Raw genomic sequence first — 26,963 nt, forward strand, 5'->3', positions numbered from 1 at the left:
ATCTGCTTACCTGCGTTTGTCCTGGCCACGGCCAAAAAAAAACCCCGCAGCGCCAGGGCGCCTGCGGGGGTTCGGAACACCTGGCGCAGGGCCGGTGTACCGCTATTGTGACGTCAAATGCCTCAGGAAGCCAGTTGCTTCCAGGTATCGACCACCGAATCCGGATTCAGCGAGATCGACTTGATGCCTTCCTTGGCCAGCCACAGTGCAAAGTCCGGGTGGTCCGAGGGGCCCTGGCCGCAAATGCCAACGTACTTGTCCAGGCGCAGCGCGGTGGAGATAGCGCGCGACAGCATGAACTTGACGGCCGGGTCGCGTTCGTCGAAGTCCTTGGCCAGCAGCTCCATGCCGGAGTCGCGGTCCAGGCCCAGCGTGAGCTGGGTCAGGTCGTTCGAGCCGATCGAGAAGCCATCGAAGTACTGCAGGAACTCTTCAGCCAGGATGGCGTTGGACGGCACTTCGCACATCATGATGACGCGCAGGCCGTTCTCGCCGCGCTTCAGGCCGTGCTTGGCCAGCAGCTCGATGACCTTCTCGGCCTGGCCGAGCGTGCGCACGAACGGCACCATGATCTCGACGTTGGTCAGGCCCATGTCGTCGCGCACGCGCTTCATGGCCTTGCATTCCATCTCGAAGGCTTCGGCGAAGTCTTCGGAGATGTAGCGCGAGGCGCCACGGAAACCCAGCATGGGGTTTTCTTCGTCCGGCTCGTAGCGCGACCCGCCGATCAGCTTCTTGTACTCGTTGGACTTGAAATCCGACAGGCGCACGATGACGGGCTTGGGGTAGAACGCCGCGCCGATGGTGGCGATGCCTTCGGCCAGCTTGTCCACGTAGAACGCGCGCGGGCTGGCATGGCCGCGGGCCACGCTTTCCACGGCCTTCTTCAGGTCGGCATCGACTTGCGGGTAGTCGAGGATGGCCTTCGGGTGGACACCGATGTTGTTGTTGATGATGAACTCGAGGCGGGCCAGGCCAACACCCTGGTTCGGGATCTGGCAGAAGTCGAAGGCCAGTTGCGGGTTGCCGACGTTCATCATGATCTTGACGTCGATGTCCGGCATTTCGCCGCGCTGCACTTCGGTAACCTCGGTTTCCAGCAGACCATCGTAGACGCGGCCTTCATCGCCCTCGGCGCACGACACCGTCACCAGCGTGCCGTCCTTGAGCAGGTCGGTGGCGTCACCGCAGCCGACCACGGCGGGCACGCCCAGCTCGCGCGCAATGATGGCCGCGTGGCAGGTACGGCCACCGCGGTTGGTCACGATGGCGGCGGCGCGCTTCATCACCGGTTCCCAGTTGGGATCGGTCATGTCGGCAACCAGCACGTCGCCGGGCTGCACGCGCTCCATCTCGGACGGATCATTGATCACACGGACGCGGCCGGTGCCGATCTTCTGGCCAATGGCGCGGCCGCTGGTGAGCACGGGCGCGGTGCCCTTGAGCTTGAAGCGCTGCTCCGCCTTGCCGGCGGACTGGCTCTTCACCGTTTCCGGGCGGGCCTGCAGGATGTAGATCTTGCCGTCGCGGCCGTCCTTGCCCCACTCGATGTCCATCGGGCGGCCGTAGTGCTTCTCGATGATCATCGCGTACTTGGCCAGCTCCGACACATCGGCGTCGGTGATGGAGTAGCGGTTGCGCAATTCGATGGGCACATCGACGGTCTTGACGCGGCCGGCTTCGCCCGGCGCGGTGAATTCCATCTTGATCAGCTTGGAGCCGATCGAGCGGCGGATGATGGGGTACTTGCCCGCTTGCAGCGTGGGCTTGAAGACGTAGAACTCGTCCGGGTTGACCGCGCCCTGCACCACCGTTTCGCCCAGGCCGTAGCTGGAGGTAATGAAAACGGCATCGGGGAAGCCGGATTCGGTGTCGATGGTAAACATCACACCCGCAGCGCCCACATCCGAGCGCACCATGCGCTGCACGCCGGCGGACAGCGCGACGATGTCGTGCGCGAAGCCCTTGTGCACGCGATAGGAAATGGCGCGGTCGTTGTACAGCGAGGCGAACACGTGGCGGATCTTGTCCAGCACATCGTCAATGCCGCTGACGTTGAGGTACGACTCCTGCTGACCGGCGAACGATGCATCCGGCAGGTCTTCGGCGGTCGCCGACGAACGCACGGCGAACGAGGCCTCGGCGCCTTCGCGCGCTTCGGCACGCGCGTAGAACTCGCGGATTTCCTTTTCCAGGCGGGGCTGGAACGGCGCTTCGACGACCCAGTTGCGGATCTCGGCACCGGCTTCGGCCAGGGCCTTGACGTCGTCGACGTTGAGGGCCTTCAGGCGATCGGAAATGCGTTGGGTCAGGTTGCTGTGGGCGAGGAAGTCGCGAAAAGCCAGCGAAGTGGTGGCAAAGCCGCCGGGCACACGCACGCCAGCCTCGGCCAGCTGCGAGATCATCTCGCCGAGCGACGAATTCTTGCCGCCCACGGTTTCCACGTCTTCCTTGCGCAACTGCTCGAACGGCAGCAGGTATGCGCCGTCAATTGCCGGGTTGTTCATAAAAGCCTCAAAACAAAGTAAGAAACCTGTTGCTGACGCCCGGAATATTGTTGGAGTTCTGCTACCGGACGGATCGCTTGGCTAAACAGCCCCAGCGGCTCACAATCGGCGTGCGATCGTGATTGCTGCAGCGCACATTGTTGACAATTCGTGGCCGAATCGTTGTGCCAACAGCGCTGGCGGAATTGCTTAGCGAAAAGATCGCCGCTATTCTACCGTGCCGCACCGCACTTTCGCGGAACGCGGATTCAAAAATAATTGTCCATACATGTCCCTCCCCGACGCTCCCCAGCCCGACGCTACCGCCGCGCCACTTGCGCCGCAGCACCCCCAGGAACCGCGTAAGGAGGAGGAGCGCCCCGCCATCCGCACGGTCTTTATCGTCTCCGATGGCACCGGCATTACCGCCGAAACCTTCAGCCACTCAATCCTGGCCCAGTTCGAGATGCGTTTCCGCAAGGTGCGCATGCCGTTCGTCGACACGCCCGAGAAAGCGCACATCGCAGTGGGCAAGATCAACGAGGCCTTCTACGCGGAAGGCGTGCAGCCCATCGTCTTCACCACCCTGGTCAACCAGGAGTCGAACAAGGCGATTCGCCGCGCCAAGGCCATGATCCTGGACATGTTCCAGACCTTCATCGAGCCGCTGGAGAAGGAACTCGGCCTGAAGTCCACCCATGCTATCGGCCGTTTTCACCAGAATGCGGACACCGAGGCGTACCAGAACCGCATCGAGGCGATCAATTTTTCGCTCGCGCATGACGATGGCCAGTCGCACAAGAACCTGGCCGAGGCCGATATCATCCTGGTGGGCGTGTCGCGCAGCGGCAAGACCCCGACCAGCCTTTACCTTGCCATGCAGTACGGGCTGAAGGCGGCCAACTACCCGCTGATTCCAGACGACTTCGAGCGCGGCAAGCTGCCCACCGCGCTCTACGCATTCAAGAGCAAGATCTTCGGGTTGTCGATCAACCCGCAGCGCCTGGCCGAGATCCGCAACGAGCGGCGTCCGGGCAGCAAGTACGCCGCGCCGGAAAACTGCCGCTACGAGGTCAACGAGGCCGAGGCCATGATGCGCCGCGAGGGCATCAAGTGGCTGTCGTCCACCCACAAGTCGATCGAAGAGATCGCCACCACGATCCTGCAGGAAATCAAGGTGGACCGCGACAGCAACTATTGAGTCAGGCTGACGCCGCACGGCGGGCGCGCAGGCCGGTCAGTGCGGCGAAGTGGGCTGCGAAGTAGGCTGCGAAGCGGCGGCAGGCTTAACCAGGACGGCGCTGCCGCACCGCCTCGAACAGGCAGATCGCGGTCGCGGCCGCCACGTTCAACGACTCCAGCCCGCCCGGCTGGGGAATGCCCACCGTGCGGCTGACCTTGGCCATCCATTCCGGGCTCACACCCGCGCCTTCATTGCCGACCACCCAGCCTACCGGTGCGCGCAGGTCCGTGTCGAACACAGCTGCCTGCGCGTGCGACGACGTGGCCAGCAGCGGCACCGCCAGGCGCGGCGCCAGCATGTCGAGCGTGCAGTGCTCGACAATGTTCAGGTGGAAATTGGCGCCCATGGCGGCGCGCAGGGTCTTGGTGGACCAGGCGAAGGCGCTGCCCGTGACGAGAAAGGCGTGCTGGATGCCTGCGGCCGCGGCGCTGCGCAGGATAGAGCCGACATTGCCGGCATCCTGGACGCCGTCCAGGATGATGCAATCGGTGTCGATATGCGACGGCAGGTGGCCGCGGGGCGTATCGATGACCAGCATCAGGTCGATGCCGTTGACCACGCCGGCGACCAGATCGAACAAGGCATCCGCCAGCAGGACCACGCGCTCGGGCTCGATCTGCCTGAGCAGCTGCGCCACCTCGGCATGATCGTAGTGCCGCTCCGACACCACGCACTGCACCGGCTGGCCCAGCGCGTCCAGGTAGGCTTGCGCCAGGTGCACGCCATCCAGCACCGACTGCCCCGCCTTGCGGCGTGCATGCGTGGAACCAGTCAGTGCCTTGAGGTGCTTGAACAGCGCGTTTTCGCGCGATGTGACGTGTTTCACAGTAGCGGCTCCGGGAATGCTGGCGCCGGGATGGCGCCCACGGGCGCGATCCGCCCCATCGCGATGGCTTGGCGCACGGGCGCAAACGAGCGCCGGTGGTGCGGCGTGGCCCCGAACTCGGCAAGCGCGGCCAGGTGCTGCGGCGTGCCGTAACCTGCGTGGGCATCGAAGCCGTACTGTGGGTATGCGCCATGCAGCACCAGCAACGCGCGGTCACGCGCCACCTTGGCCAGGATGGAAGCCGCCGAGATGGCCTGCACCTTGGCATCGCCTTTAACGATGGCTTCGACCGCAAAGCGCACCTGCGGGCAGCGGTTGCCGTCTACCTGCACGAGGTCCGGCTCCAGGCCGGAATCGGCCAGGCCATGCACGGCACGCTGCATGGCCAGCATGGTGGCATGCAGGATGTTGATCCTGTCGATTTCTTCCACTGAGGCCTGGGCGATATGCCAGCCCAGGGCGCGCTCGCGAATCTCGTCGAACAGCGCCTCGCGGCGGCGCGCGGTCAGCACCTTGGAGTCCGCCAGGCCCTGGATCGGGCGGGCCGGATCCAGCACCACGGCGGCGGCGTAGACCGGGCCGGCCAGCGGGCCCCTGCCCGCTTCGTCCACGCCGCACAAAAGGCGTACTTGCGCGGCGGTGCCGGCCAGGTCAAAGCCGAGCTGGGCCGAATCGCCCTTGGCGGTGGCTGTGGGGCGGCGCGCCATTACACGCCCCTCCGCTGCCGGATCAGGTCGGCGACCACTGCCGAAGCGATCTCGGCGGTATTGCGTTTAAGCGTCTGGTGCATCTGGGTGAAATGATCCCGCAGGAACGCGGTATTGCCTTCGTCGTTCAGCTGCAGCAGCGTCTCGCGCGCCAACGCCTCGGGCGTGGCGTCATCCTGCAACAATTCGGGTACGACAAAACGCCCCGACAGGATGTTGGGCAGGCCCACATACGGCAGGTAACCCTGCCGCTTCATGATCTGCGCGGTCAGCCAGGGCACCTTGTACGAAATCACCATGGGCTTCTTGTACAGCGCGGCCTCCAGCGTGGCGGTACCGCTAGCCAGCAGGATCACGTCGGCGGCTTCCATGGCCAGGTGAGACTGCCCGTCGATGACGGTCAGCGGGATCTGCGGATACTGCTGGTGCAGGCCCGCGACGATCTCTCGCAGCGGCGCGCTGGCAACCGGCAGCACAAAGGCGAGATTGCCGTCCATGCTGTGCATGCGCGCCATGGCGGCGAAGAACGTCGCGCCCAGGTTGCGCACCTCGGACTGCCGGCTACCGGGCAGCACGGCCACCACGCGCGGCCCGGCCGGCAGGCCAAGCTTCTCGCGGGCGCCCTGCGTGTCCGGCACCATCGGAATCACGTCGGCCAGCGGATGGCCCACATAGGTGGCGGGAATCCCGGCCCGGGCGTAGATCTCCGGCTCGAACGGGAACAGGCACAGGATGTGGTCGACCGCGCGCGCGATGGTGCGGATGCGCCCGCCGCGCCAGGCCCAGATCGACGGGCTGACAAAGTGCACCACCGGAATGCCGGCACGGCGCAGCGGCACTTCGAGCCCGAAGTTGAAATCCGGCGCGTCCACGCCGATAAAGCACAGCGGCGGCTGCGCCAGCAGTTTTTCCTTGATGGCGCGGCGCGTGGCGAGAATCTCGCGCAGCGAGCCCAGCACCTCCACGTAGCCGTTGACCGAGAGGGTGTCCATCGGCCATTGCGACTCGAACCCTTGCGCCATCATGCGGGGGCCGCCAATGCCCGCGTAGCTCACCTCACCGAGGCGAGCCTTGAGTCCACCCATCAGCAGGGAGGCAAGCAGGTCGCCGGAGTTCTCGCCAGCCACCATGGCAATGGTGCCGCGATTGCCCGCGCCCGCCGCAACCGGCGTGGCCTCCATGGCCGGTAGGACACCGTCGACCATGGTTGTATCCGGCTTCAGCGCACAATGCCGCGCTGCGTGGCGGCAATGAAGTCGAGGAAATCCTGCAACGCAGCCGTGGCGGTGCCTTCGGCCTGCGCAATGAGTTGCGCGATCTCGTTGCGGGCGGCTTCAAAGCTCAGGTCGGACTTGTACAGCACCTTGTAAGCCTGGCGCAGGGCCGCGATCTGCGCGGCGTCAAAGCCACGGCGGCGCATGCCTTCCACGTTGATGCCGTGCGGCGTGGCCTTGTTGCCGCCCTTGTCGCCAGCGGCGATCACGAATGGCGGCAGGTCCTGCACCAGGGCCGAGGCGCCGCCCAGCATGGCGTGCGCGCCGATGCGCACGAACTGGTGCACCCCGCTCATCCCGCCAAGAATGGCCCAGTCGCCCACCTGCACGTGGCCGGCGATCTGCGCGTTGCTGGAGAACACCGTGTGGTTGCCCACCTGGCAATCGTGCGCGATGTGCACGTAGGCCATGATCCAGTTGTCATCGCCGATGCTGGTCACGCCCTGGTCCTGCACCGTGCCGGTGTGGATGGTGGTGAATTCGCGAATGGTATTGCGATCACCGATCACCAGCCGGGTCGGCTCGTTGCGGTACTTCATGTCCTGCGGCGTGCCGCCCACCGAAGCGTAAGGCCCGATGCGGTTATCCGCGCCAACAGTGGTATGCCCCTCGATGGTGGTATGCGCGCCCACCTGGGTACCACTGCCAAGGCGCACGTGGGGACCCACGATGGAAAACGGCCCGACGGTCACGTCGGCTGCAAGCTCGGCCTTCGGGTCAACCAGTGCGCTGGGATGGATTTGCGTCATGCGTCCTGTCCTATGGTCTGAGATGAAAAGATTGAACGGTCAACACAGTGAGCCAAATACGTCCAAGACCTGCCCGGGGCCTAGCCCCGAAGGCAGGCTTCTTAGTCGGCTTGTTTGACGGTGCACATCAACTCAGCTTCACAAGCCACCTTGTCGTCGACGGTGGCAAATGCCTTGAACTTCCAGATGCCGCGGATATAGCGCTCGACAGATACCGTCATATGCAACTGGTCGCCCGGCGTCACGACCTGCTTGAAGCGCGCGCCGTCGATGCCGACGAAGTAGTACAGCGAGTTTTCCTTGCGCTCCATGTCGGCGCCAAAGGTCAGCAAGCCGGCCGACTGCGCCAGCGCTTCGAGGATCATCACGCCCGGCATCACGGGGTGGCCCGGGAAATGGCCCTGGAAGTACGGTTCGTTCATGGTGACGTTCTTCAGCGTTTTGATACGCTTTTGCGGCTCCAGTTCAAGCACGCGGTCTACCATCAGGAACGGGTAACGATGCGGCAGCAGCTTGAGGATCTTGCGGATGTCGATATCGACTGCGTTCATGATTTTTTCTCTTCGGTATGCTGGATAGATATGCCGGCGTCCTGCCCTTGCAAGCGCTTCTCGAGCTGGATCACGCGATCGCGCAATTTGCTCAGGCCTCGCAAGGTGGCTGCGGTGCGTTCCCAATCGCCATGCGGCTGGACCGGGAACACGCTGGTGAAATGCCCGCCGGGCTTGGAAATGGATTTAGTGATCGATGTGCCACCGGATACCGTGGTGCGGTCGGCGATGTTCAGGTGGCCGGCAAAGTTGGCCGAGCCCCCGATCACGCAGAAGCGCCCGACCTTGGTACTGCCGGCAATCGCCGCACATCCCGCGATCACAGTATGCGCGCCCACCCGTACGTTATGCGCGATCTGTACCTGGTTATCGAGCTTGCAGCCGTCCTCGATGATCGTGTCGGCCATGGCACCGCGGTCGATGGCGGTATTGGCGCCGACCTCGACATCATTGCCCAGCACGGCGCGGCCGGTCTGGGGAATCTTGACGTACTCGACGCCAGCCGGGCCAATGTCCGGGGCAAAGCCGAAGCCATCCGCACCCAGCACCACACCGCTGTGCAGTATGCATCTCATACCCACCACGCACTGGTGATAGATCGAGACATTAGCGTAGATCAGCGTGTCATCGCCAATCCGCGCCCCGGCGCCAACAAAGCCGTTGGCCAGGATGCGCACCCGCTCGCCAAGCCGGGCCCCGCTCTCGATCACCACGTTGGGGCCGATAAAGCAGGACGCCGGGACCACGGCATCGGGCGCCACGCTGGCGCGCGGGTCGATGCCGGTACGGTGATCGGTATTGCCGCGGCGATCGAACCCCTGCGCGATACGTGCAAAGCACACATAGGGATTGCGTGCCACCAGCCAGTTGCGACCGTCGGCCTGCCCTTCGGCGCGAATGCGCTCCAGGTCGGCCGCCGACACGATCACGGCGCCGGCGCCGGAGGCCAGCGCCTGCGGCAGATACAAGGGATTCGAGAGAAACGAGAGCTGATCGGGGCCGGCCTGGTCGAGCGGCGCGAGGCCGCGCACGGCGAGGTCGGGATCACCCACAACCTGCGCGCCGGTATCGGTGGCGAGCTGACCCAGTGTGGGTGTTTGCATGGCAGTACTTCCTTGGACGGCGAAAACTGGCAGCTTACTTGCTGCCGGCGTTCAACGCTTTCATCACATCGTCGGTAATGTCGATGCGAGGATTGACGTACACGGCCTCTTGCACGATCAGATCGTACTTGCGCTGCTCCGCAAGCTGGCGAATCACGCGGTTGGCACGCTCGAGCACCTGGGCCAGTTCCTCGTTGCGGCGCTGGTTCAGGTCCTCGCGGAATTCACGTTGCTTGCGCTGGAATTCGCGATCGAGATCGGCCACTTCGCGTTGACGGCGCTGGCGGTCGGCATCGGCCAGCACGGCGGTGTCCTTGTCGAGCTTGTCGGCCATGCCCTTGATCTTCTGGGCCATGTCCTGCAACTCGCGGTCGCGCTTGGAGAACTCCTGCTCCAGCTTGACCTGGGCCTGCTTGGCAGGCACCGAATCACGCAGGATGCGTTCGGAATTGACCGCGGCGATGCGCGCTTCCTGCGCCATGGCAGGCGCGGCTGCCAGCAGCGCGCCAACCGTCAGCGCAGCCGCCGTCAGGTTTTTGATCAGTGGGAATGTTGTTTTCATGAATCCGTTCCTCAATCTTCTTTCTTCTATGCCCGATCAGAACGCAGTACCGATCTGGAACTGGAAGCGCTGTACCTTGTCGGTCTCGTCCTTCTTCAGCGGGAAGCCCACGCTGATCTTGAGCGGACCGATCGGCGACAGCCAGGACATGCCCAGGCCCGTCGAATACTTGAGCTGGCTGAACAGCAGCGGTGCGCCTTCTTCGTACACGTTACCGAAGTCGAAGAAGGTGAACAGGCGCAGCGTCCGGTCCACACCCGAACCCGGCAGCGGGAAGATGAATTCGACGTTGCCGATCATCTTGGAAGCGCCGCCAATCGGGTTGCCGTTCTGGTCCTTCTTGCCCAGCGTGCTGGTCTGGTAGCCGCGAACCGAGCCGATACCACCGGCGTAGAAGTTCTTGAACACCGGGAACGGCGTATTGCCGTAGCCGTGCCCGTAAGCCACTTCACCGTTGAAGGCCAGGGTAAAGGCCTTCGACAACGGATAGAAGTACTGCTGCTGGACACTGGCGCGATAGTACTGCGTATCGCCACCGGGCACGCCCACTTCCAGGTTTGCCTGCGTGTAGGGTCCCTTGGTGGGGACCAGCGCACTGTCGCGGCGGTCGCGCGCCCAGCCGATCGTGAACGGGAAGTTGTTGATCGGATCGCCGCTGGACTTGCCGATCTTGGTCAGCCACTGGCCGTACTGGAGCGGCGTGTTCGGCGAGATGGTCACCTGGGTACGCTCGTAGCCGATGCCGAAGAACACGGTATCCGTTTCCGTGAACGGCACGCCGAACTTGACGTTGCCGCCCTCCGAAACGATCTTGTAGTCCTGGTCGCCGGTGTAATACAGCGGCCGCGACGTACGATAGTAGATATCCGTCGAGCGGCTGATGCCGTCCACCGTGAAATACGGATCGTATTGCGTCAGCGAGATCGTGCGGAAGGACTTCGCGGTGTTCACGTCCAGGCCAAGGCTGGTACCCGACCCGAACACGTTATCCTGGCGCAGGCCGGCTTGCAGCACCAGCTTGTCCGTGGAGGAGAAACCCAGGCCCAGGCTGATCTGCCCGGTCGGCTTCTCGGTCACGTTGACGTTCACATCGACCTGGTCGGGCGCGCCGGGCACGTCCTCGGTGGTGATGTTGGTGTCGGTGAAGTAGCCGGTACGATTGATACGGGACTGCGATTGCGTCAGCTTTTCGCTGTCGAACCACGAGCTTTCCATCTGGCGCATTTCGCGGCGCACCACTTCGTCGCGCGTCTTGCTGTTGCCCACGACGTTGACGCGGCGCACATAGACGCGACGGCCCGGATCGACCATCAGGGTCAGCGCGACTTCGCGCTTTTCCTTGTCGATCTGCGGCTGCGGGTTGATGGTGGTGAACGCGTAGCCGTAGGTGCCCAGCAGATCGGTAATGGCCTTGGTGCTCTGGGTCAGCTTCTCGGACGAAAAGACCTCGCCCTTCTGCAGCTTGAGCAGTTTTTCCATCTCGGCCTGCTTGCCGAGCAGTTCGCCCGCCAGGCGGATGTCCGACACCTTGTACTGGTCGCCTTCCTTGATGTTCAGCGTCAGGAAGATGTCCTTCTTGTCCGGCGTAATCGACACCTGCGTCGATTCGATGGCGAACTCGAGGTAGCCGCGGTTCAGATAATACGAACGCAGCGCTTCCAGGTCGGCGGTGAGCTTTTGCTTCGAATACAGGTCGTTCTTGGTGTACCAGGACAGCCAGTTCGGGGTCGACAGCTGCATTTCATCGCGCAGCGTGCCTTCCTTGAAGGCCTTGTTGCCGACGATATTGATCTGGCGGATCTTGGCCACCGGACCTTCGTCGACATTGAACACCACCGACACGCGGTTGCGGTCGACCGGGGTGATCGTGGTCTGGATGTCGGCGGCATAGTAGCCGCGCGCCACGTACTGGCGCTTGAGCTCCTGCTCTGCCTTGTCGATCAGGGCCTTGTCGTAATACCGGGCCTCGGCCACGCCCACAGCGCGCAGCGAGCGGCGCAGGGTGTCCTTGTCGAATTCCTTGATGCCGACGAACTCGAGCTGCGAGATGGCGGGACGTTCTTCCACCTGGACGACCAGCACGCCGTCCTCGGAACGGATCTGGACGTCCTTGAAGAACCCGGTGTTATACAGGGCACGAATGGCGTCCGCGCCCTTGTCGTCGCTGAAGGTTTCGCCGACCTTGACCGGCAGGTAGCCGAACACCGTACCCGGCTCGACCCGCTGCAGGCCCTCGACACGAATGTCCTTGACGACGAATGGCTCCGCGGCCCAACTCACTGGGGTCCAGGCCGCGATGATGGCACTCGCCAGCACGCCCAGCGAGATGCGCTTATGTCTGATCAATCTTGATCCCCTCTTTGATTCCATGCAGGATTGGGCTCCGATGCTTCACGGGGCTGCGCCTTGGCTCGGCATCCGGCACGCAGGTGTCAGTGACACCCGCGCGCCGCAGCCGGCAACCCATGTCTAGCCGCGCGCTAAAAACAGCCGGCTGACATCGTTGAACAAGGCGAGCGAAGTCAGGAGCAAGACGCAGGCGATGCCGACCTTCTGCAGCACAGCCTGCCAGTGGTCTGGTACGGGCCTGCCAGTCAAAAATTCAACGCAATAATACAGCAAATGCCCCCCATCCAATACCGGAATAGGTAACAAATTCAACACACCGAGGCTAACACTGACCAACGCCAGGAAGCCGACAAAGGGCTGCCAACCGAGATGGGCGGCGCGCCCCGCGTAGTCCGCCACGGTCAGCGGGCCGCTCAGGTTCTGCAGCGAAGCCTGCCCCACCAGCATCTTTCCGAGCAGCTTGAGTGAGAGCGCGCTGGTGCTCCAGACCTGCCCGACCGCGCGGCTCAGCGCCTCGACCGGCTGATAGCGCACGGTTTCCATCTCGACCGCCTGGCTCAGCGCGGCGCCCAGCTTGCCGGTGGCGGCGGCTGCCCCGCTGGCGCCCTGCGCCGCGGGGACCGTATCGAGCTTCACGGGCACCTCCAGGCGGCGGCCCTCCCGCTCGATGCCAAGCGCGACCTCGGCGCCGGGCTGCGCCCTGACCCCGCGGATCAGTTCGCCAGCCTGGGTCAGCGGGCGTCCTTGCCAGGCCACCACGCGATCGCCCTGGCGCAGGCCGGCGCGTTGCGCGGCGGAGTCCGGCAGGACTTCGGTGATCGTCACCGGCCCGCCCTTGAGGGCCAGCCCCAGCGTGGCAAGCGGGTCTTGTTCGGGATTGCCTCCGGTATTCGGCAGCCGCGGCAACTTCAGATCGCGCTCGGCGCCATCGGCAGCGCGCACGTGCAGCACCGCGCTGGCGTCGCCAAAGCCCTGGGCGAACACGGCCATGCGCAAGTCGTTCCAGGAACGCACCTGCTCGGTTTCGCCGTTGGCCTGCAGCGCCAGCACGCGGTCGCCCTCGCGCAAGCCCGCCGCAGCCGCCGGGGTGCCAGCAGGCGGCGCCGCGACGATGGGCGCGGCCTCGCGCATGCCGCCGGCAAACAGCACGAAATACAGCACGATGGCCAGGGCAAAGTTAGCCAGCGGCCCGGCTGCCACGATCGCAAAGCGCTTGGCCACCGGTTGCCGGTTGAAGGCGCGTGGCAGATCCGCGGGATCGACCGGTGCATCATGGCCCGGATCGCTCTCCCGCTCATCGAGCATCTTGACGTAGCCGCCGAGCGGAATCGCGGCGATGGTCCACTCGGTACGGTCCCGCCCCTTGGACACCCAGCGCACCAGCGGCCGCCCGAAGCCGATCGAGAAGCGCAGCACCTTGACCCCGCACAGGCGCGCGGCCAGGTAGTGACCCATTTCATGGAAATAGATCAGGATGCAAAGGGCAGCGACGAAAGCAATTACGGTTTGCATGGCAGGCAGCTTGTCGTCAGGGGCTGGAGCGCCCCGATGGCACAAAGTAGACACCGGGCACGCGGCCCGGCAACCGGTGCACCGGCATGGGCCGGTGCGCCGCTATTGTCGCCGATCCCGGCCGCGCCGCCACCGGAGTCAGCACGAACGCGCGCTTTCCAGCAGGACGCCGGCGCGGCGGCGCGCATCCTGGTCGATGTCCATCACGCCTTCCAGCGTTTCGACGCTCCCCGGCGAGGCCTGTGCCAAGACTTGCGCCACGATGCGTGCGATGTCGGTAAAACGGATCCGGCCTTGCAGGAACGCCTCGACGGCAACCTCGTTGGCGGCGTTCAGGATGGCCGGGGCCGCCCCGCCCGCCCGCAAGGCGTCGAACGCCAGGCCCAGGCAGGGAAAACGCGCCAGATCCGGGGTTTCGAATGTCAGCGCGCCGGCACGGGTAAGGTCCAGCGGGGAAACGCCCGCGTGCATGCGTTCGGGATAGGCGAGCCCGTAGGCGATCGGCGTACGCATGTCGGGGTTGCCGAGCTGGGCCAGCACCGAGCCGTCCGCGTAGGACACCATCGAATGCACGATGCTCTGCGGGTGGATCAGCACCTCAATGCGGTCCGCCGGCGCGGCGAACAGCCAGTGCGCCTCGATCACCTCCAGCCCCTTGTTCATCATGGTGGCCGAGTCGACCGAGATCTTGCGGCCCATCACCCAGTTCGGGTGGGCGCAGGCCTCGTCCGGCGAAATATCGTGCAAGGTGGCCGGGTCCCGGGTCCGGAACGGGCCGCCGGAAGCCGTCAGCAGGATCCTGGAGACGCCCGCGCTCAGGCGTGGATCGTCCGCCGGCAGGCACTGGAAGATGGCATTGTGCTCGCTGTCGATCGGCAGCAGCGTGGCGCCGTGCTCGCGCACGGCATCCATGAAGAGCCGGCCCGACATCACCAGCGCTTCCTTGTTGGCCAGCAGCACGCGCTTGCCCGCCCGCGCCGCGGCCAGCGTGGGACGCAGCCCGGCGGCGCCGACGATGGCGGCCATCACCGAATCGGCCGCGGGGTCGACCGCCACTGCTTCCAGGGCCGCTTCGCCATAGCCCACCTCGGTTTTGATGCCGTCGGCACGCAACAGCGCCTGCAGCTCGCTCGCGGCCTGGGCGGTGCCGACCACGGCGTGCGCCGGGCGGAACTCGCGGCACTGCGCCGCCAGCTTGTCGACCTGCCGGTGCGCCGTCAGCGCATGGACGGCATAGCGCTCGGGGTGGCGCTTGACCACATCAAGCGTACTTTCCCCGATCGAGCCAGTGGCACCCAGGACGGTAATACGACGCATATCAGATCAACTCAAAGATAGATGGCCAGCAAGGCGGCCAGCGGAAACACAGGCAACAGCGCATCGATCCGGTCGAGCACGCCGCCATGGCCGGGCAACAGCCGGCTGCTGTCCTTCATGCCAACCTGGCGCTTGAGCAACGACTCGAAGAGATCGCCGACCACGCTGGCGACCACCAGCAGGGTCGACAGCAGCGCCACGACAGCCAGGCCGTTATGGTCGGCCATGCGAGAGAACCAGGTCGGGGAAAAAGCTTGGGTAGCGGCCAGCCCGAGCGCGATCAGCAGCACCAGCAGCCAGCCGCCGAGGGCGCCTTCCCAGGACTTGCCCGGGCTGATGGTCGGGGCAAGCTTGCGCCGCCCGATAGCCTTGCCAACGAAATAGGCACCGATATCGGCAGCCCAGACCAGCACCGCTACGGACAGCAGCACCCCGATGCCCAGCTCGCGCAGGATCAGGGTGGCATGGCCAAACGCCGGCAGCATGAACAAGCCAAGAATAGCGCCCAGCAAGGTAAAGGACGGGCTCGCCTGGCGCACGCCGCGCGCCAGCAGCACCACGGCGACGCCCCAGCAGGCCACGCCGATCTGCAACAGGCGCGTCAGCGCCTGGCGGTCGGCGGCGTCATGCCAGCCGATCAGGGCGACCAGGCAGGCCACCGCATAGACATAGGGCCAGAAGCCGCGCAGTCCGATCAGGCGGCCAAATTCCCAGCCCGCCAGCACGACGATCACCGCCACCAGGCCGGCCAGCGCCGACGGAGGTGCCAGGAACAGGATCGGCAGGATCAGCAGCAACAGGCATACAGCGGTGATGACACGGGTAAGAAGCATGCGCTGCGGGATTCCGGTGAAAAAATGGAAAACGGCTTCAGGCGGTGCCGGAAAGGCCGGGTGGTGCGACCACTTGCGCGCTGGTACGGCCGAAGCGGCGCTCGCGCTGCCGGTACGAGGCAAACGCCTTGTCGAGCTCGGCGGGGCTGAAATCCGGCCAGAACACGTCGGTGAAATAGAGTTCGGAGTAGGCCAGCTGCCACAGCAGGAAGTTGCTGATGCGCTGCTCGCCCCCAGTGCGGATGAACAGGTCCGGCTCCGGCGCGTAGGCCATGGCCAAGTGCGGCGCGAGCAGGGATTCGTCCACGGACTCCGGATCGAGCATGGGCGAGCGCGCCAGCATCTTGCGCATGGCCTGGAGCAGGTCCCAGCGGCCACCATAATTGGCGGCGATGGTCACCGTCAGGCCGGTGTTGCCATCCGTGCGCGCCTCGGCATCGGCGATCAGCTGCTGGATGCGCGGGCTGAAGCGGCTCAGGTCGCCGACCACCCTCACCCGGATGTTGTTGGCGTGCATCTTGACCACCTCACGGCGCAGCGCGGTCATGAACAGCCGCATCAGGAACGAGACTTCGTCCACCGGGCGGCGCCAGTTCTCGGAACTGAACGCGAACAGGGTCAGGTACTGCACGCCACGCGCGGCGCAGGCCTCCACCACGGCCCGCACGGCATCCAGGCCACGGCTGTGGCCGGCTACGCGTGGCAGGTGCCGCTGGGTCGCCCAGCGGCCGTTGCCATCCATGATGATGGCGACGTGGCGGGGCACATAGGTGGAGTCGGGGACGCTGAGCGTGGAACTGATGTGATGCATGATGGGAAACGGTACCGGACACAGCGGCGGCTGGCAAGCCGCCGCTTCATGCGTCACACCGTCATGATCTCCTTGTCCTTCTCGGCGACCATCCTGTCGATCTCGGCAACGAACTTGTCGGTGAGCTTCTGGACATCGTCCTGGCCGCGGCGCTCGTCGTCCTCGGAAATGGCTTTGTCCTTGACCAGCTTCTTGAACTGCTCGTTGGCATCGCGGCGCAGGTTGCGCACGGCGATCTTGGCGCCCTCGGCCTCGCCCTTGACAACCTTGGCGAGTTCCTTGCGGCGCTCTTCGGTCAGCATGGGCATGGGCACGCGGATGGTCTCGCCCATGGTCGACGGGTTCAGGCCCAGGTCCGCGTCACGGATGGCCTTCTCGATGGCGCTGACCATCTTCTTTTCCCAAGGCTGTACGCTGATGGTGCGCGAATCGGCCAGGCCGACGTTGGCCACCTGGCTGATCGGCACCGGGGAGCCGTAGTAATCCACTTGCACGTGGTCGAGCAGACCTGTATGCGCGCGACCAGTGCGAATCTTGGCCAGGTCGGCCTTGAACGCTTCAATGGTCTTTTGCATTTTCTGCTCGACGCTCTTCTTGGTGTCGGCGACGCTCATCTTTACCTCCGAAAACGGGTAATCATGATCCCGGACCGCAGGATCGAAAATGAATCATTCTACTCTTTGCCAGCACGCGCGCCACCTTCGGTGGCAGCACGCCAGCGCCTGGTGCAGCACTTATACGTGCACCAGCGTACCTTCGTCTTCGCCCAGGATGACGCGTTTGAGCGCGCCCGGCTTGACGATAGAGAACACTTTGATCGGCAGTTTCTGGTCGCGGCACAGGGCGAATGCCGTGGCATCCATGACCTGCAGGTTGCGCGAGATCGCCTCATCAAAGGAGATGGTGGTGTAACGCGTGGCGCTAGGATCCTTCTTGGGGTCGGCGGTGTAGACGCCGTCCACCTTGGTCGCCTTGAGCACGATCTCCGCGCCGATTTCCGCGCCACGCAGGGCCGCCGCGGTATCGGTGGTGAAGAACGGGTTGCCGGTGCCGGCGGCGAAGATCACCACCTTGCCCTCCTCCAGCTGGCGGATGGCGCGCGGGCGGATGTAAGGCTCGACCACCTGGTCCATGCGCAGGGCCGACTGCACGCGGCCCACGATGTCGGCGTGGCGCATGGCATCCTGCAGGGCCAGCGCATTCATCATGGTGGCCAGCATGCCCATGTAGTCGGCGGTCGCGCGGTCCATGCCCGCTGCCCCGCCGGCCACGCCGCGGAAAATATTGCCGCCACCGATCACCACCGCGACCTGGACGCCCAGCCTCACGATCTCGGCGATGTCATTGACCATGCTTTCGATGGTGGAGCGGTTGATGCCGAAGGCATCATCGCCCATCAGGGCCTCGCCGGACAATTTCAGTAGGACGCGCTTATAGGCTGGCATATTGATCCCCGGAGCTGGTTCGGCTCGTTCTGTTGAGCCGGATATTTGAAGGCAGGCGGCACGGATCGGCGTGCCGCCGCTATAAAAGCCGGTTTTCGGGGTGGCCTGGCTCCGGCACGGCAACAGCGCGATAACACACGAAAAACTCGTGTTCAAAGCGCCCCTGGGGCACGGCAGGTCAGACGACTGCGGAAACGGGCTACCAAGCCCGCGCCGCACGGGTAAGCGCGGCGCGGTCATTTGTGCCGAGGGGCACCTTGCGGTGCCCCTCGGCATTATACGGCGACCGGTGGGGCACCCTACCGGGCACCCTGGCCGCCAGGACTTCAGGCCTTCTGGGCAGCGGCCACCTGGGCGGCCACTTCAGCGGCGAAGTCGTCCTGCTTCTTCTCGATGCCTTCACCGACCACGTACAGGGTGAAGCCCTTGACCGTGGTGTTGGCGGCCTTGAGCATCTGTTCGACCGTCTGCTTGTCGTTCTTCACGAAGGTCTGGTTAAACAGCGACACTTCCTTCAGGTACTTCTGCACCGAGCCGTCGACCATCTTGGCGACGATTTCGGCCGGCTTGCCCGATTCGGCAGCCTTTTGCTCGGCGATGCTGCGCTCCTTGGCGATCAGGTCGGCGGGCACGTCGGCGGACGACAGCGACACCGGCTTCATCGCGGCAACGTGCATGGCCACGTCCTTGGCGGCGGTTTCGTCGCCGTCGAACTCGACCATCACGCCGATGCGGGTGCCATGCAGGTACGCAGCCAGCTTGCCGCCATTGGCGTAGCGGGCAAAGCGGCGGATCGCCAGGTTTTCGCCGATCTTGCCGATCAGGGCGGTACGGGTGGCTTCCACGGTCACGCCGTCGATTTCCAGCGCCGACAGCGCAGCCACGTCGGCCGGGTTCTGCTTGGCGACCAGCTCAGCGACCTTGTTCGAGAACGCCATGAAGTCATCGTTCTTCGACACGAAGTCGGTTTCGCAGTTCAGTTCCACCAGCGCGCCGGTGGTCCCTTCGATGAAGGACACGACCACGCCTTCGGCGGTCACGCGCGAAGCGGCCTTGCTGGCCTTGTTGCCCAGCTTGACGCGCAGCAGCTCTTCAGCCTTTTCCAGGTTGCCTTCAGCCTCGGTCAGGGCCTTCTTGCATTCCATCATCGGCGCGTCGGTCTTCGCGCGCAGTTCTGCCACCATGCTTGCGGTAATTGCCGCCATTTGTCACTCCTTGAATGGTTCGCCCCGCCCTACCCCGCCGTCGATGTGGCGCGATCCGGGACCGGAGGTAAGTTCAACTTCATCCGCGCCAGATCATGCCAGGGGCGGATGACAACAATTCGAAAAAAGGGGGCGTAAGATTCGCCCCCTCGGTTGCCGGAAAGCCCCCGGCTGCGCGCAGCACCCCGGCCCAGGGGCCGGTTGGCTAGCGATGATGTGTCAGCTTGCGATGCGCGCGGTACGGGGTCCTCTCGGCAGCAAGCCTTTAGGCTTCTTCGACTTCGACGAAATCGTCGCCGCCGCGTGCGGCTTCAACCACGTCCTGCACGGCGTTTGCACGGCCTTCCAGGATCGCGTCGGCCACGCCGCGCACGTACAGGGCAACTGCCTTGCTCGAGTCGTCGTTGCCCGGGATCACGTAGTCGATGCCTTCCGGCGAGTGGTTGGTATCGACCACGCCGATGACGGGCACGCCCAGCTTCTTGGCTTCGGTCACGGCAATCTTGTGGTAGCCGACGTCGACCACGAAGATGGCGTCAGGCACGCCGCCCATGTCCTTGATGCCGCCGATGGACTTTTGCAGCTTGTCCATTTCGCGCTCGAACATCAGGGCTTCCTTCTTGCTCATGGTTTCCAGCGCGCCGGCTTCCTTGGCGGCTTCCATGTCCTTCAGGCGCTTGATCGAGATCTTGACGGTCTTGAAGTTGGTCATCATGCCGCCGAGCCAACGGGCATCGACATAAGGCATGCCAGCGCGGCCTGCTTCTTCAGCCAGGATTTCGCGCGATTGACGCTTGGTGCCCACGAACAGCACGGTGCCGCGGTTTGCTGCCAGTTGACGCACGTACTTCAGCGCGTCCTGGAACATCGGCAACGTCTTTTCGAGGTTGATAATATGGATCTTGTTGCGATGGCCGAAGATGTACGGAGCCATCTTGGGGTTCCAGAAGCGGGTTTGGTGGCCGAAGTGGCAACCGGCTTCCAGCATTTCGCGCATGGTAACGGACATGAAAAATCTCCAAAAGGGTTAGGTCTGAAGTCCGCCCCGACATTCCTGAAAAGGAACACCCCGGATGGACGGACTCGCAATTTCAATAACTTTGTATTTGATAAGCGCAAGGCGCCTGCCAAATACCGCAGCACAGTAGTGACTGCCCGGCCCGCCAACCGCTGCCCGCAAGTCACATCGACCTGCCAGGTAGCCGCAAGTAGGCGAGCCAGCGATTGTAGCAACAAAACGGGCCTTCGCTCAAGGGGCCACTTACCATGAAAACCAGGCGCCCGCAGCCGGCGAAGCCCGTTTTCGGCTGCGGTCGATGCCCGATGGTGCGATAATCCCACTTTCAGATTCAATTTGAGGCGCAGCCCGTGGCTTCGCCGCCACTTTTGCGAGCAGCATGAGCATCCATATCAAGAACGCCGACGATATCGCCCAAATGCGGGTAGCCTGCCGGCTGGCCTCCGAGGTCCTCGACTACATCACGCCCTTCGTCAAGCCGGGGGTCACCACCGGCGAACTCGACCGGCTGTGCCACGCCTATATGCGCGATGTGCAGGGCACGGTACCCGCACCCCTGAATTATGCGCCGCCCGGCTACCCGCCCTTCCCCGGCGCCATCTGCACGTCGGTCAACGACGTGATTTGCCACGGCATCCCGGGCGAGCGCGTGCTGAAGTCCGGCGACGCGGTGAACCTCGACATCACCGTGATCACCAAGGAAGGCTACTACGGCGACACCAGCCGCATGTTCATTGCCGGTGAGGGCTCGATCCTGGCCAAGCGCCTGGCGCAGATCACCTTCGAATGCATGTGGAAAGGCATCTCCCAGGTGCGCCCCGGCGCCCGCCTCGGCGATATCGGCCATGTGATCCAGGTCCACGCGGAAGCGGCCGGCTATACCGTGGTGCGCGAGTACTGCGGCCACGGCATCGGCAAGAACTTCCACGAGGACCCGCAGATCCTGCACTACGGCCGGCCCGGCACCGGCATGGAGATCCAGGCCGGCATGATCTTCACGATCGAGCCGATGGTCAACGCCGGCAAGCGCGATATCCGCACCATGCCCGACCACTGGACCGTCAAGACGCGTGACCGCAGCCTGTCCGCGCAGTGGGAGCACACCATCCTGGTGACCGAGACCGGCTACGACGTGCTTACCGTCTCCGCGGGCACGCAGGCACCGCCGTCGTTCGTCACTGATTCTGTTGCAGCCTGACGCTACGGGCGCCAAGGTTGGCGCCCTTCTTGTTTCAGCCGTCCCTTCGATGCCCCAAGCCCTAGCCATGGACGCCACGCCGGAAATCATCCTCGCCACCCGTGTTCGCGATCAGCTGAAAGCCGACAAGCAGGCCGTGTTCGCGGATTTCAACGCGCACGGCCATGTCGGGCACCTGCTGACGCGCCTGCGGCGCGCGGTCGATGCCGCGCTGGTCGAAGCCTGGCGCGGCCTGGGCCTGCCGGACGACAGCGCGCTGGTGGCGGTGGGCGGCTACGGGCGCGGCGAGCTGTTCCCGTTTTCCGATGTGGATGTGCTGCTGTTGCTGCCATCGGAACCCGGCGAGGACACCACCTCCAGGCTGGAGAAGTTCATTGGCCTGTGCTGGGACCTGGGCCTTGAAATCGGCTCCGCCGTGCGCACCGTGGACGACTGCATCCGCGAATCGCGCCAGGACGTGACGATCCAGACGTCCTTGCTGGAAGCGCGCCTGCTGACGGGCAACCGCAAGCTGTTTGCCGAGCTGCAGACGCGCTACCAGGCCGACCTGGACCCGCGCGCCTTCTTCCAGGCCAAGCTGCTGGAAATGCGGCAGCGCCACGCCAAGTACCAGGACACGCCCTATTCGCTCGAACCCAACAGCAAGGAAAGCCCCGGCGGCCTGCGCGACCTGCAGGTGATCCTGTGGATGACCAAGGCCGCCGGGCTGGGCGACAGCTGGAAGGAACTGTTCGAGCGCGGGCTGCTGAGCGAGCGCGAAGCGCAGGAACTCGCCCGCAACGAGCGCCTGCTCAAGACCATCCGCGCGCGCCTGCACCTGGTGGCCGGGCGCCGCCAGGACGTGCTGGTGTTCGACCTGCAGACCGCGCTGGCCGAGGCCTTTGGCTACCGCCAGAACAATAACAAGCGCGCCAGCGAGCAGTTGATGCGCCGTTACTACTGGGCAGCCAAGGCGGTCACGCAGCTCAATATCGTGCTGCTGCTCAATATCGAAGCCATGTTGTTCCCGAGCGAATCCAAGGTGACGCGCGTCATCAACGAGCGCTTCGTGGAACGCCAGGGCATGCTCGAGATCACCAGCGACGATCTCTACGAGCGCGAGCCGCACGCCATCCTGGAAACCTTCCTGGTGTACGAGCGCACGCCGGGCGTCAAGGGCTTGTCGCCACGCACGCTGCGCGGCCTGTACAACGCCCGCACGGTGATGGACGCGAGCTGGCGCAACGATCCGGTGAACCGCCGCCTGTTCCTCGCCATCGTGCAGGAGCCGCAGGGAATCACCCACGCGCTGCGCCTGATGAACCAGACCAGCGTGCTGGGCCGCTACCTGATCAACTTCCGCCGTATCGTCGGGCAGATGCAGCACGACCTGTTCCACGTCTACACGGTGGACCAGCACATCCTGATGGTGGTGCGCAACATGCGCCGCTTCGCCATCGTCGAGCACACGCACGAGTTCCCCTTCTGCAGCCAGCTGATGGCCACCTTCGACCGCCCCTGGGTGCTGTGGGTGGCGGCGCTGTTCCACGACATCGCCAAGGGCCGCGGCGGCGATCACTCCAAGCTCGGCACGGCGGATGCGCGCCGTTTCTGCAAGCAGCACGGCATTGAGCGCGAAGATGCCGACCTGATCGCCTGGCTGGTCGAGCATCACCTGACCATGAGCCATGTCGCGCAGAAGCAAGACCTGACCGATGCGGACGTGATCCATGCCTTCGCCCGCGTGGTCGGCACCGAGCGCTACATGACCGCGCTCTACCTGCTGACCGTGGCCGATATCCGCGGCACCAGCCCCAAGGTGTGGAACGCGTGGAAGGGCAAGCTGCTGGAAGACCTCTACCGCATCACGCTGCGCGTGCTGGGCGGCGCGCGCGTGGACCCGCACTCGCTGTGGGCGCAGCGCCGCGACGACACCATCGCGCAGCTGCGGCTCAAGGCGTTCGACCCGGAACTGGGCAAGCCTTTGTGGTCCCAGCTCGACGTGGCCTTCTTCCTGCGCCACGACGCGCGCGACATCGCCTGGCTCACGCGGCACCTGTACAACAAGGTGGACAGCCCGGTGCCGGTGGTTAAGGCGCGCCTGTCGCCCGCGGGCGAAGGCTTGCAGGTGGCGGTCTACATCAAAGACCAGCCCGACGTGTTCGCGCGCATCTGCGGCTATTTCGAGCGCAAGAGCTTCTCCATCCAGGAAGCCAAGATCCACACCACGCGCCACGGCTATGCGCTCGATACGTTCCAGGTGACCGACCCGGGCATCAGCAGCGACGCCAGCGGCAACTACCGCGACATCATCGCGCTGGTGGAGCACGAGCTGGCCGAGCGCCTGCAGCAGCAAGGCGCGCTGGCGGAACCCACCCAGGGGCGGCTGTCGCGCCAGTCGCGCAGCTTCCCGATCAAGCCGCGCGTGGACCTGCGCCCCGACGAACGCGGCCAGTACTACCTGCTTTCCTTGTCGGCCAACGACCGCACCGGCCTGCTGTATGCGATCTCCCGCGTACTGGCCAAACATCGCACCTCGGTGCATACCGCCCGCATCAATACGCTCGGCGAGCGGGTGGAAGACGTTTTCCTGGTCGATGGCAGCCGCCTCGCCTCGGATAACAAACTGCAGTTACAGCTTGAACAGGACCTGCTGGCGGCGCTGGCCATCTAGGCCGGACGCCCCACATAGAAGATATGACCGATAGCAATTCGCCCAAGCGCAAGACGCTGGGCATCAAGACCGCCGCGCCCGAGGGCAATGCCCGCAAACCCGCCGCCACCCGGCCGGTGCGGGTGTCCGACCTGAACCGCGGACGCGTGCGCGCCGTGGTCGACGGCATCAAGCAGGCACAGGAACGCGCCGGCGGCCGCAAGAAGGCAGAAGACGCTGGCCAGCGCCCGCCGCGCGGCCCGCGCCCGGGCGAAGGCCAGGACCGTCCGCGCCGTTTCACCCCGGGTGAAGGCCAGGATCGGCCCCGCCGCTTCGGCGGCGACAGCAACGACCGCCCGCGCAATTTCGGCGCCGGCGAAGGCCAGGACCGTCCGCGCCGTTTCACCCCGGGTGAAGGCCAGGATCGGCCCCGCCGCTTCGGCGGCGACAGCAACGACCGGCCGCGCAACTTCGGCGCCGGCGAGGGCCAGGACCGTCCGCGCCGCTTCAACCCGGGCGAAGGCCAGGATCGGCCCCGCCGCTTCGGCGGCGACAGCAACGACCGGCCGCGCAACTTCGGCGCCGGTGAGGGCCAGGACCGTCCGCGCCGTTTCACCCCTGGTGAAGGCCAGGATCGGCCCCGCCGCTTTGCTGGCGAAGGCAATGACCGCCCGCGTCGTTTCGCCCCAGGCGAAGGCCAGGACCGTCCGCGTCGTTTCGGCCCAGGCGAAGGCCAGGACCGTCCCCGCCGCTTCGCCGGTGAAGGCAATGATCGCCCGCGCAATTTCGGCCCAGGCGACGGCAACGATCGTCCGCGCCGCTTCACCCCGGGTGAAGGCCAGGACCGTCCGCGCCGTTTTGCTGGCGAGGGCGACGACCGCCCTCGCCGTCCCGCTCACGGTGGCGACAATGACCGTGCGCGCCGCGCCGGCGATGCCGGCCAGCGTGACTACCAGGGCGCCCGTGCAGAACGTACGGAACGTACGGAACGTGCCGCACCCGTACAGAACGCGCCCCAGCCCAGCTCCGATGGCCTGGTGCGCCTGTCCAAGCGGATGTCGGAGCTCGGCCTGTGCTCGCGCCGCGAAGCCGATGAATGGATTCCGCGCGGCTGGGTACTGGTCGACGGCCAGCCCGTCACCGAACTGGGCTCGCGCATCAGCCCGGACGCCAATATCGAGATCCACCAGGCTGCACGCTCCGAGCAAGGCGAACGCGTGACCGTGCTGCTGCACAAACCGGTCGGTTATGTGTCGGGCCAGGCCGAAGATGGCTACGAGCCCGCCGCCGTGCTGTTCGCGCCGGAAAACCAGTGGGAGCTGGACCCCACCCGCAAGCGTTTTGCCCCGTGGCAGCGCAAGAGCCTGGCACCTGCCGGCCGGCTCGACATCGACTCCACCGGCCTGCTGGTGCTGACCCAGGACGGCCGCGTCGCGCGCCACCTGATCGGCGAGGATTCGACCGTCGAGAAGGAATACCTGGTGCGGGTAAGCTGGGATTCGCCGGAAGGCCTGGTCGAGCGCGACATCTCGCACGTGTTCCCGGTGGAACTGATCGAGAAGCTGCGCCACGGCCTGTCGCTGGATGGCGAAGCGCTCAAGCCGGCCAAGGTGAGCTGGCAGAACGAGGAGCAATTGCGCTTCGTCCTGCGCGAAGGCAAGAAGCGTCAGATCCGCCGCATGTGCGAGCAGGTTGGCCTGCGGGTCGTGGGCCTGAAGCGCGTGCGCATGGGCCGCATCGTGCTGGGCGACCTGCCGGTGGGCCAGTGGCGCTTCCTCGGTGCCTTCGAGAAGTTCTGAGCGCCGGGCCGAAAAGCAAGCTGGCGGCCGGCGCCACGCGCCGCGCCATCGCCAGGCACGCGGCACTCGACACGCTGGCACCGCTTGCACGGTCTGGCCGCCGGGACAAACCCAGCGGCCTCGCATGGCCAATGCCTCAATCCATGCCGCAAGCGGGCGCCCTGCCCTGCGCCAATCGCTTCACAGCTGTGGTGCACGGCAAGCCGCGCCGTGCGCATTGACCATCTCCGGCAGCCCGAACACTGCCTTGGCGCCGCATTGCGAGCCAAGCATCCGGTGCTGGTCGTGCCCGACGCCAACCACCTCGAACGCCTGGCGGCGCACCGGCGGGTGCTGGCTACCCATCATCGGCGCAGCAAGAAACTGCGTGTAGCGCAGGTAGCCACGCGCGCGCTCCAGCCGGGTCGGCCCTTCGGCCTCGGCGCCGCAGGCCTTGTCGAGCACGCGGTGGTTGGGGTCGTTATCTTCCGAGCCCACGAGGTAGGTCACCTGGCGCTGGAGATAGCGGCGGAACAGCACATCGCCGGTCGCGCCGCGCGCATAGGGGACCATGTCGCGCATACCGTAGCGGTATTTATCATAGTCCGCGCAAATGGCCGTGTCATAGGGCGCAAAGCCTTTGCCGCGTGGGCGCTCCGGCGTGAAATACAGATACGACGAAGGATTCGCCACCACGTAGCGCAGATCGATGCCGCCCGCGCGAATACGCTCGTCGACGTTGTTCAGCACCACATAGCGATGCACCAGCTGCGCGCCTCCCGAGTGGCCGGCCACCGTCACGCGGGTCACTGCGGGAAAACGGGCCTTGTTGGTCACCATGCCGACGAGGTCATCCAGCACCTGCAGCGAGCTGACCGAAAACGGTGGGTTGACCGCATCCTCCCCGCTCATCCAGCCCTGCACGCTCCATATCGGCATGCCGTCGAAATGCTTGCCCTTGGCCGCATCCGGCGTGCCGGGGAAGTTCGGCGCGATGAGCAGCACCTCGTCGGGATTGCGCCCGGTTTGCTTGAGCAGCGCCGCGCCGGCCGCGAAGTAGTCGTCGCCGTTACGCTGCAGCCCGTGCTGGACGAAGATCACCTCGCGGATGCCGCGCAGGTCTGCGTCCAGCGGATGGTTGGCGTAGACCGGAAAATCGTAGGCCCCAGCACCCGTGCCAAGCCTGACCCGCTGCCATTGGGGCGCGGCAGCTTGCGGCGCCGTGCCGGGCGCCGGTGCGGCCTGCTTCGCGCTCGCGGCACTGTCCGCGCCTGGGGCGGCGCAGCCAAACTGGGCCGCCGCGGCTAGCGCAATCAGTGCGATCGATGCGCAACGCGCAAGGCGAAGTGTCTGCATATCCTGTC

Annotated in this window: 21 protein-coding genes and 1 pseudogene; 4 read left to right on the forward strand and 18 right to left on the reverse strand. The window is 65.1% G+C overall.

Annotation, left to right across the window (positions count from 1 at the left end; all coding sequences use genetic code 11):
• Positions 1-122: 122 nt before the first annotated feature.
• Positions 123-2,507 (reverse strand): phosphoenolpyruvate synthase, encoded by a 2,385-nt coding sequence (gene ppsA, locus AC1RWI_RS04210; protein WP_043346923.1) that lies wholly within the window; start codon positions 2,505-2,507, stop codon positions 123-125.
• A gap of 268 nt (positions 2,508-2,775) precedes the next feature.
• Here ppsA and ppsR point away from each other — a divergent pair, with 268 nt between their 5' ends.
• Complete coding sequence (ppsR, locus tag AC1RWI_RS04215; RefSeq protein WP_419188856.1) at positions 2,776-3,687, forward strand: posphoenolpyruvate synthetase regulatory kinase/phosphorylase PpsR; 912 nt, start codon at positions 2,776-2,778, stop codon at positions 3,685-3,687.
• Positions 3,688-3,772: 85 nt separating this feature from the next.
• On the opposite strand, the gene AC1RWI_RS04220 is transcribed toward ppsR, so the two are convergent.
• The 16 genes from AC1RWI_RS04220 to rpsB form a co-directional block, all read right to left on the reverse strand.
• Positions 3,773-4,555 (reverse strand): TrmH family RNA methyltransferase, encoded by a 783-nt coding sequence (locus AC1RWI_RS04220; RefSeq protein ID WP_043346926.1) that lies wholly within the window; start codon positions 4,553-4,555, stop codon positions 3,773-3,775.
• Entirely contained in the window at positions 4,552-5,262 is a 711-nt protein-coding gene (rnhB, locus tag AC1RWI_RS04225; protein WP_043346928.1) for a ribonuclease HII, read from the reverse strand. The genes AC1RWI_RS04220 and rnhB overlap by 4 nt, the downstream gene beginning before the upstream one ends.
• Positions 5,262-6,467 (reverse strand): lipid-A-disaccharide synthase, encoded by a 1,206-nt coding sequence (gene lpxB, locus AC1RWI_RS04230; RefSeq protein ID WP_043346931.1) that lies wholly within the window; start codon positions 6,465-6,467, stop codon positions 5,262-5,264. Before lpxB ends, rnhB begins: the two co-directional genes overlap by 1 nt.
• A 14-nt stretch (positions 6,468-6,481) precedes the next feature.
• Entirely contained in the window at positions 6,482-7,285 is an 804-nt protein-coding gene (gene lpxA / locus AC1RWI_RS04235; protein ID WP_043346932.1) for an acyl-ACP--UDP-N-acetylglucosamine O-acyltransferase, read from the reverse strand.
• 101 nt (positions 7,286-7,386) lie between these two features.
• Complete coding sequence (gene fabZ / locus AC1RWI_RS04240) at positions 7,387-7,836, reverse strand: 3-hydroxyacyl-ACP dehydratase FabZ (RefSeq protein WP_043346934.1); 450 nt, start codon at positions 7,834-7,836, stop codon at positions 7,387-7,389.
• Positions 7,833-8,939, reverse strand: coding sequence for a UDP-3-O-(3-hydroxymyristoyl)glucosamine N-acyltransferase (gene lpxD / locus AC1RWI_RS04245; RefSeq protein WP_043346936.1), 1,107 nt, complete (start codon positions 8,937-8,939; stop codon positions 7,833-7,835). The genes fabZ and lpxD overlap by 4 nt, the downstream gene beginning before the upstream one ends.
• A gap of 34 nt (positions 8,940-8,973) precedes the next feature.
• Positions 8,974-9,501 carry an OmpH/Skp family outer membrane protein gene (locus AC1RWI_RS04250; protein ID WP_043346939.1) on the reverse strand — a complete coding sequence of 176 codons (528 nt, stop codon included), beginning with the start codon at positions 9,499-9,501 and terminating at the stop codon, positions 8,974-8,976.
• Positions 9,502-9,537: 36 nt separating this feature from the next.
• On the reverse strand, positions 9,538-11,871 hold the full coding sequence (bamA, locus tag AC1RWI_RS04255; protein WP_419188857.1) for an outer membrane protein assembly factor BamA: 2,334 nt from the start codon (positions 11,869-11,871) through the stop codon (positions 9,538-9,540).
• A 99-nt stretch (positions 11,872-11,970) separates the two neighbouring features.
• Complete coding sequence (rseP, locus tag AC1RWI_RS04260) at positions 11,971-13,362, reverse strand: RIP metalloprotease RseP (RefSeq protein ID WP_492864744.1); 1,392 nt, start codon at positions 13,360-13,362, stop codon at positions 11,971-11,973.
• A gap of 138 nt (positions 13,363-13,500) precedes the next feature.
• Entirely contained in the window at positions 13,501-14,679 is a 1,179-nt protein-coding gene (gene ispC, locus AC1RWI_RS04265) for a 1-deoxy-D-xylulose-5-phosphate reductoisomerase (protein WP_492864746.1), read from the reverse strand.
• An 11-nt stretch (positions 14,680-14,690) separates the two neighbouring features.
• On the reverse strand, positions 14,691-15,512 hold the full coding sequence (locus tag AC1RWI_RS04270; RefSeq protein WP_043346944.1) for a phosphatidate cytidylyltransferase: 822 nt from the start codon (positions 15,510-15,512) through the stop codon (positions 14,691-14,693).
• Between the two features lie 37 nt (positions 15,513-15,549).
• Positions 15,550-16,323, reverse strand: coding sequence for an undecaprenyl pyrophosphate synthase (gene uppS / locus AC1RWI_RS04275; RefSeq protein ID WP_043351978.1), 774 nt, complete (start codon positions 16,321-16,323; stop codon positions 15,550-15,552).
• 53 nt (positions 16,324-16,376) lie between these two features.
• The gene (gene frr, locus AC1RWI_RS04280; protein WP_043346946.1) at positions 16,377-16,937 is read right to left on the reverse strand and encodes a ribosome recycling factor; all 561 of its coding nucleotides are present in this window, start codon (positions 16,935-16,937) and stop codon (positions 16,377-16,379) included.
• Between the two features lie 120 nt (positions 16,938-17,057).
• Positions 17,058-17,768: a UMP kinase gene (gene pyrH / locus AC1RWI_RS04285; RefSeq protein ID WP_043346948.1), complete on the reverse strand. Its 711-nt coding sequence runs from the start codon at positions 17,766-17,768 to the stop codon at positions 17,058-17,060.
• 326 nt (positions 17,769-18,094) lie between these two features.
• Positions 18,095-18,973: a translation elongation factor Ts gene (tsf, locus tag AC1RWI_RS04290; RefSeq protein ID WP_006163113.1), complete on the reverse strand. Its 879-nt coding sequence runs from the start codon at positions 18,971-18,973 to the stop codon at positions 18,095-18,097.
• 265 nt (positions 18,974-19,238) lie between these two features.
• Positions 19,239-19,982, reverse strand: a complete 744-nt coding sequence (gene rpsB, locus AC1RWI_RS04295) for a 30S ribosomal protein S2 (RefSeq protein ID WP_043346950.1) — start codon at positions 19,980-19,982, stop codon at positions 19,239-19,241.
• Positions 19,983-20,367: 385 nt separating this feature from the next.
• Here rpsB and map point away from each other — a divergent pair.
• The 3 genes and pseudogenes from map to AC1RWI_RS04310 form a co-directional block, all read left to right on the forward strand.
• Positions 20,368-21,189 (forward strand): annotated as a pseudogene (gene map, locus AC1RWI_RS04300) (type I methionyl aminopeptidase); the annotation flags it as partial.
• 67 nt (positions 21,190-21,256) lie between these two features.
• Entirely contained in the window at positions 21,257-23,842 is a 2,586-nt protein-coding gene (locus tag AC1RWI_RS04305; protein ID WP_043346954.1) for a [protein-PII] uridylyltransferase, read from the forward strand.
• 23 nt (positions 23,843-23,865) lie between these two features.
• On the forward strand, positions 23,866-25,620 hold the full coding sequence (locus AC1RWI_RS04310) for a pseudouridine synthase (protein ID WP_492864749.1): 1,755 nt from the start codon (positions 23,866-23,868) through the stop codon (positions 25,618-25,620).
• 180 nt (positions 25,621-25,800) lie between these two features.
• Here the strand turns inward: AC1RWI_RS04310 and AC1RWI_RS04315 are convergent, their stop codons facing one another.
• Positions 25,801-26,955 carry a hypothetical protein gene (locus tag AC1RWI_RS04315; protein ID WP_492864751.1) on the reverse strand — a complete coding sequence of 385 codons (1,155 nt, stop codon included), beginning with the start codon at positions 26,953-26,955 and terminating at the stop codon, positions 25,801-25,803.
• Positions 26,956-26,963: the final 8 nt, after the last annotated feature.

The sequence above is a fragment of the Cupriavidus sp. MPR-AND1C genome (assembly GCF_058809705.1).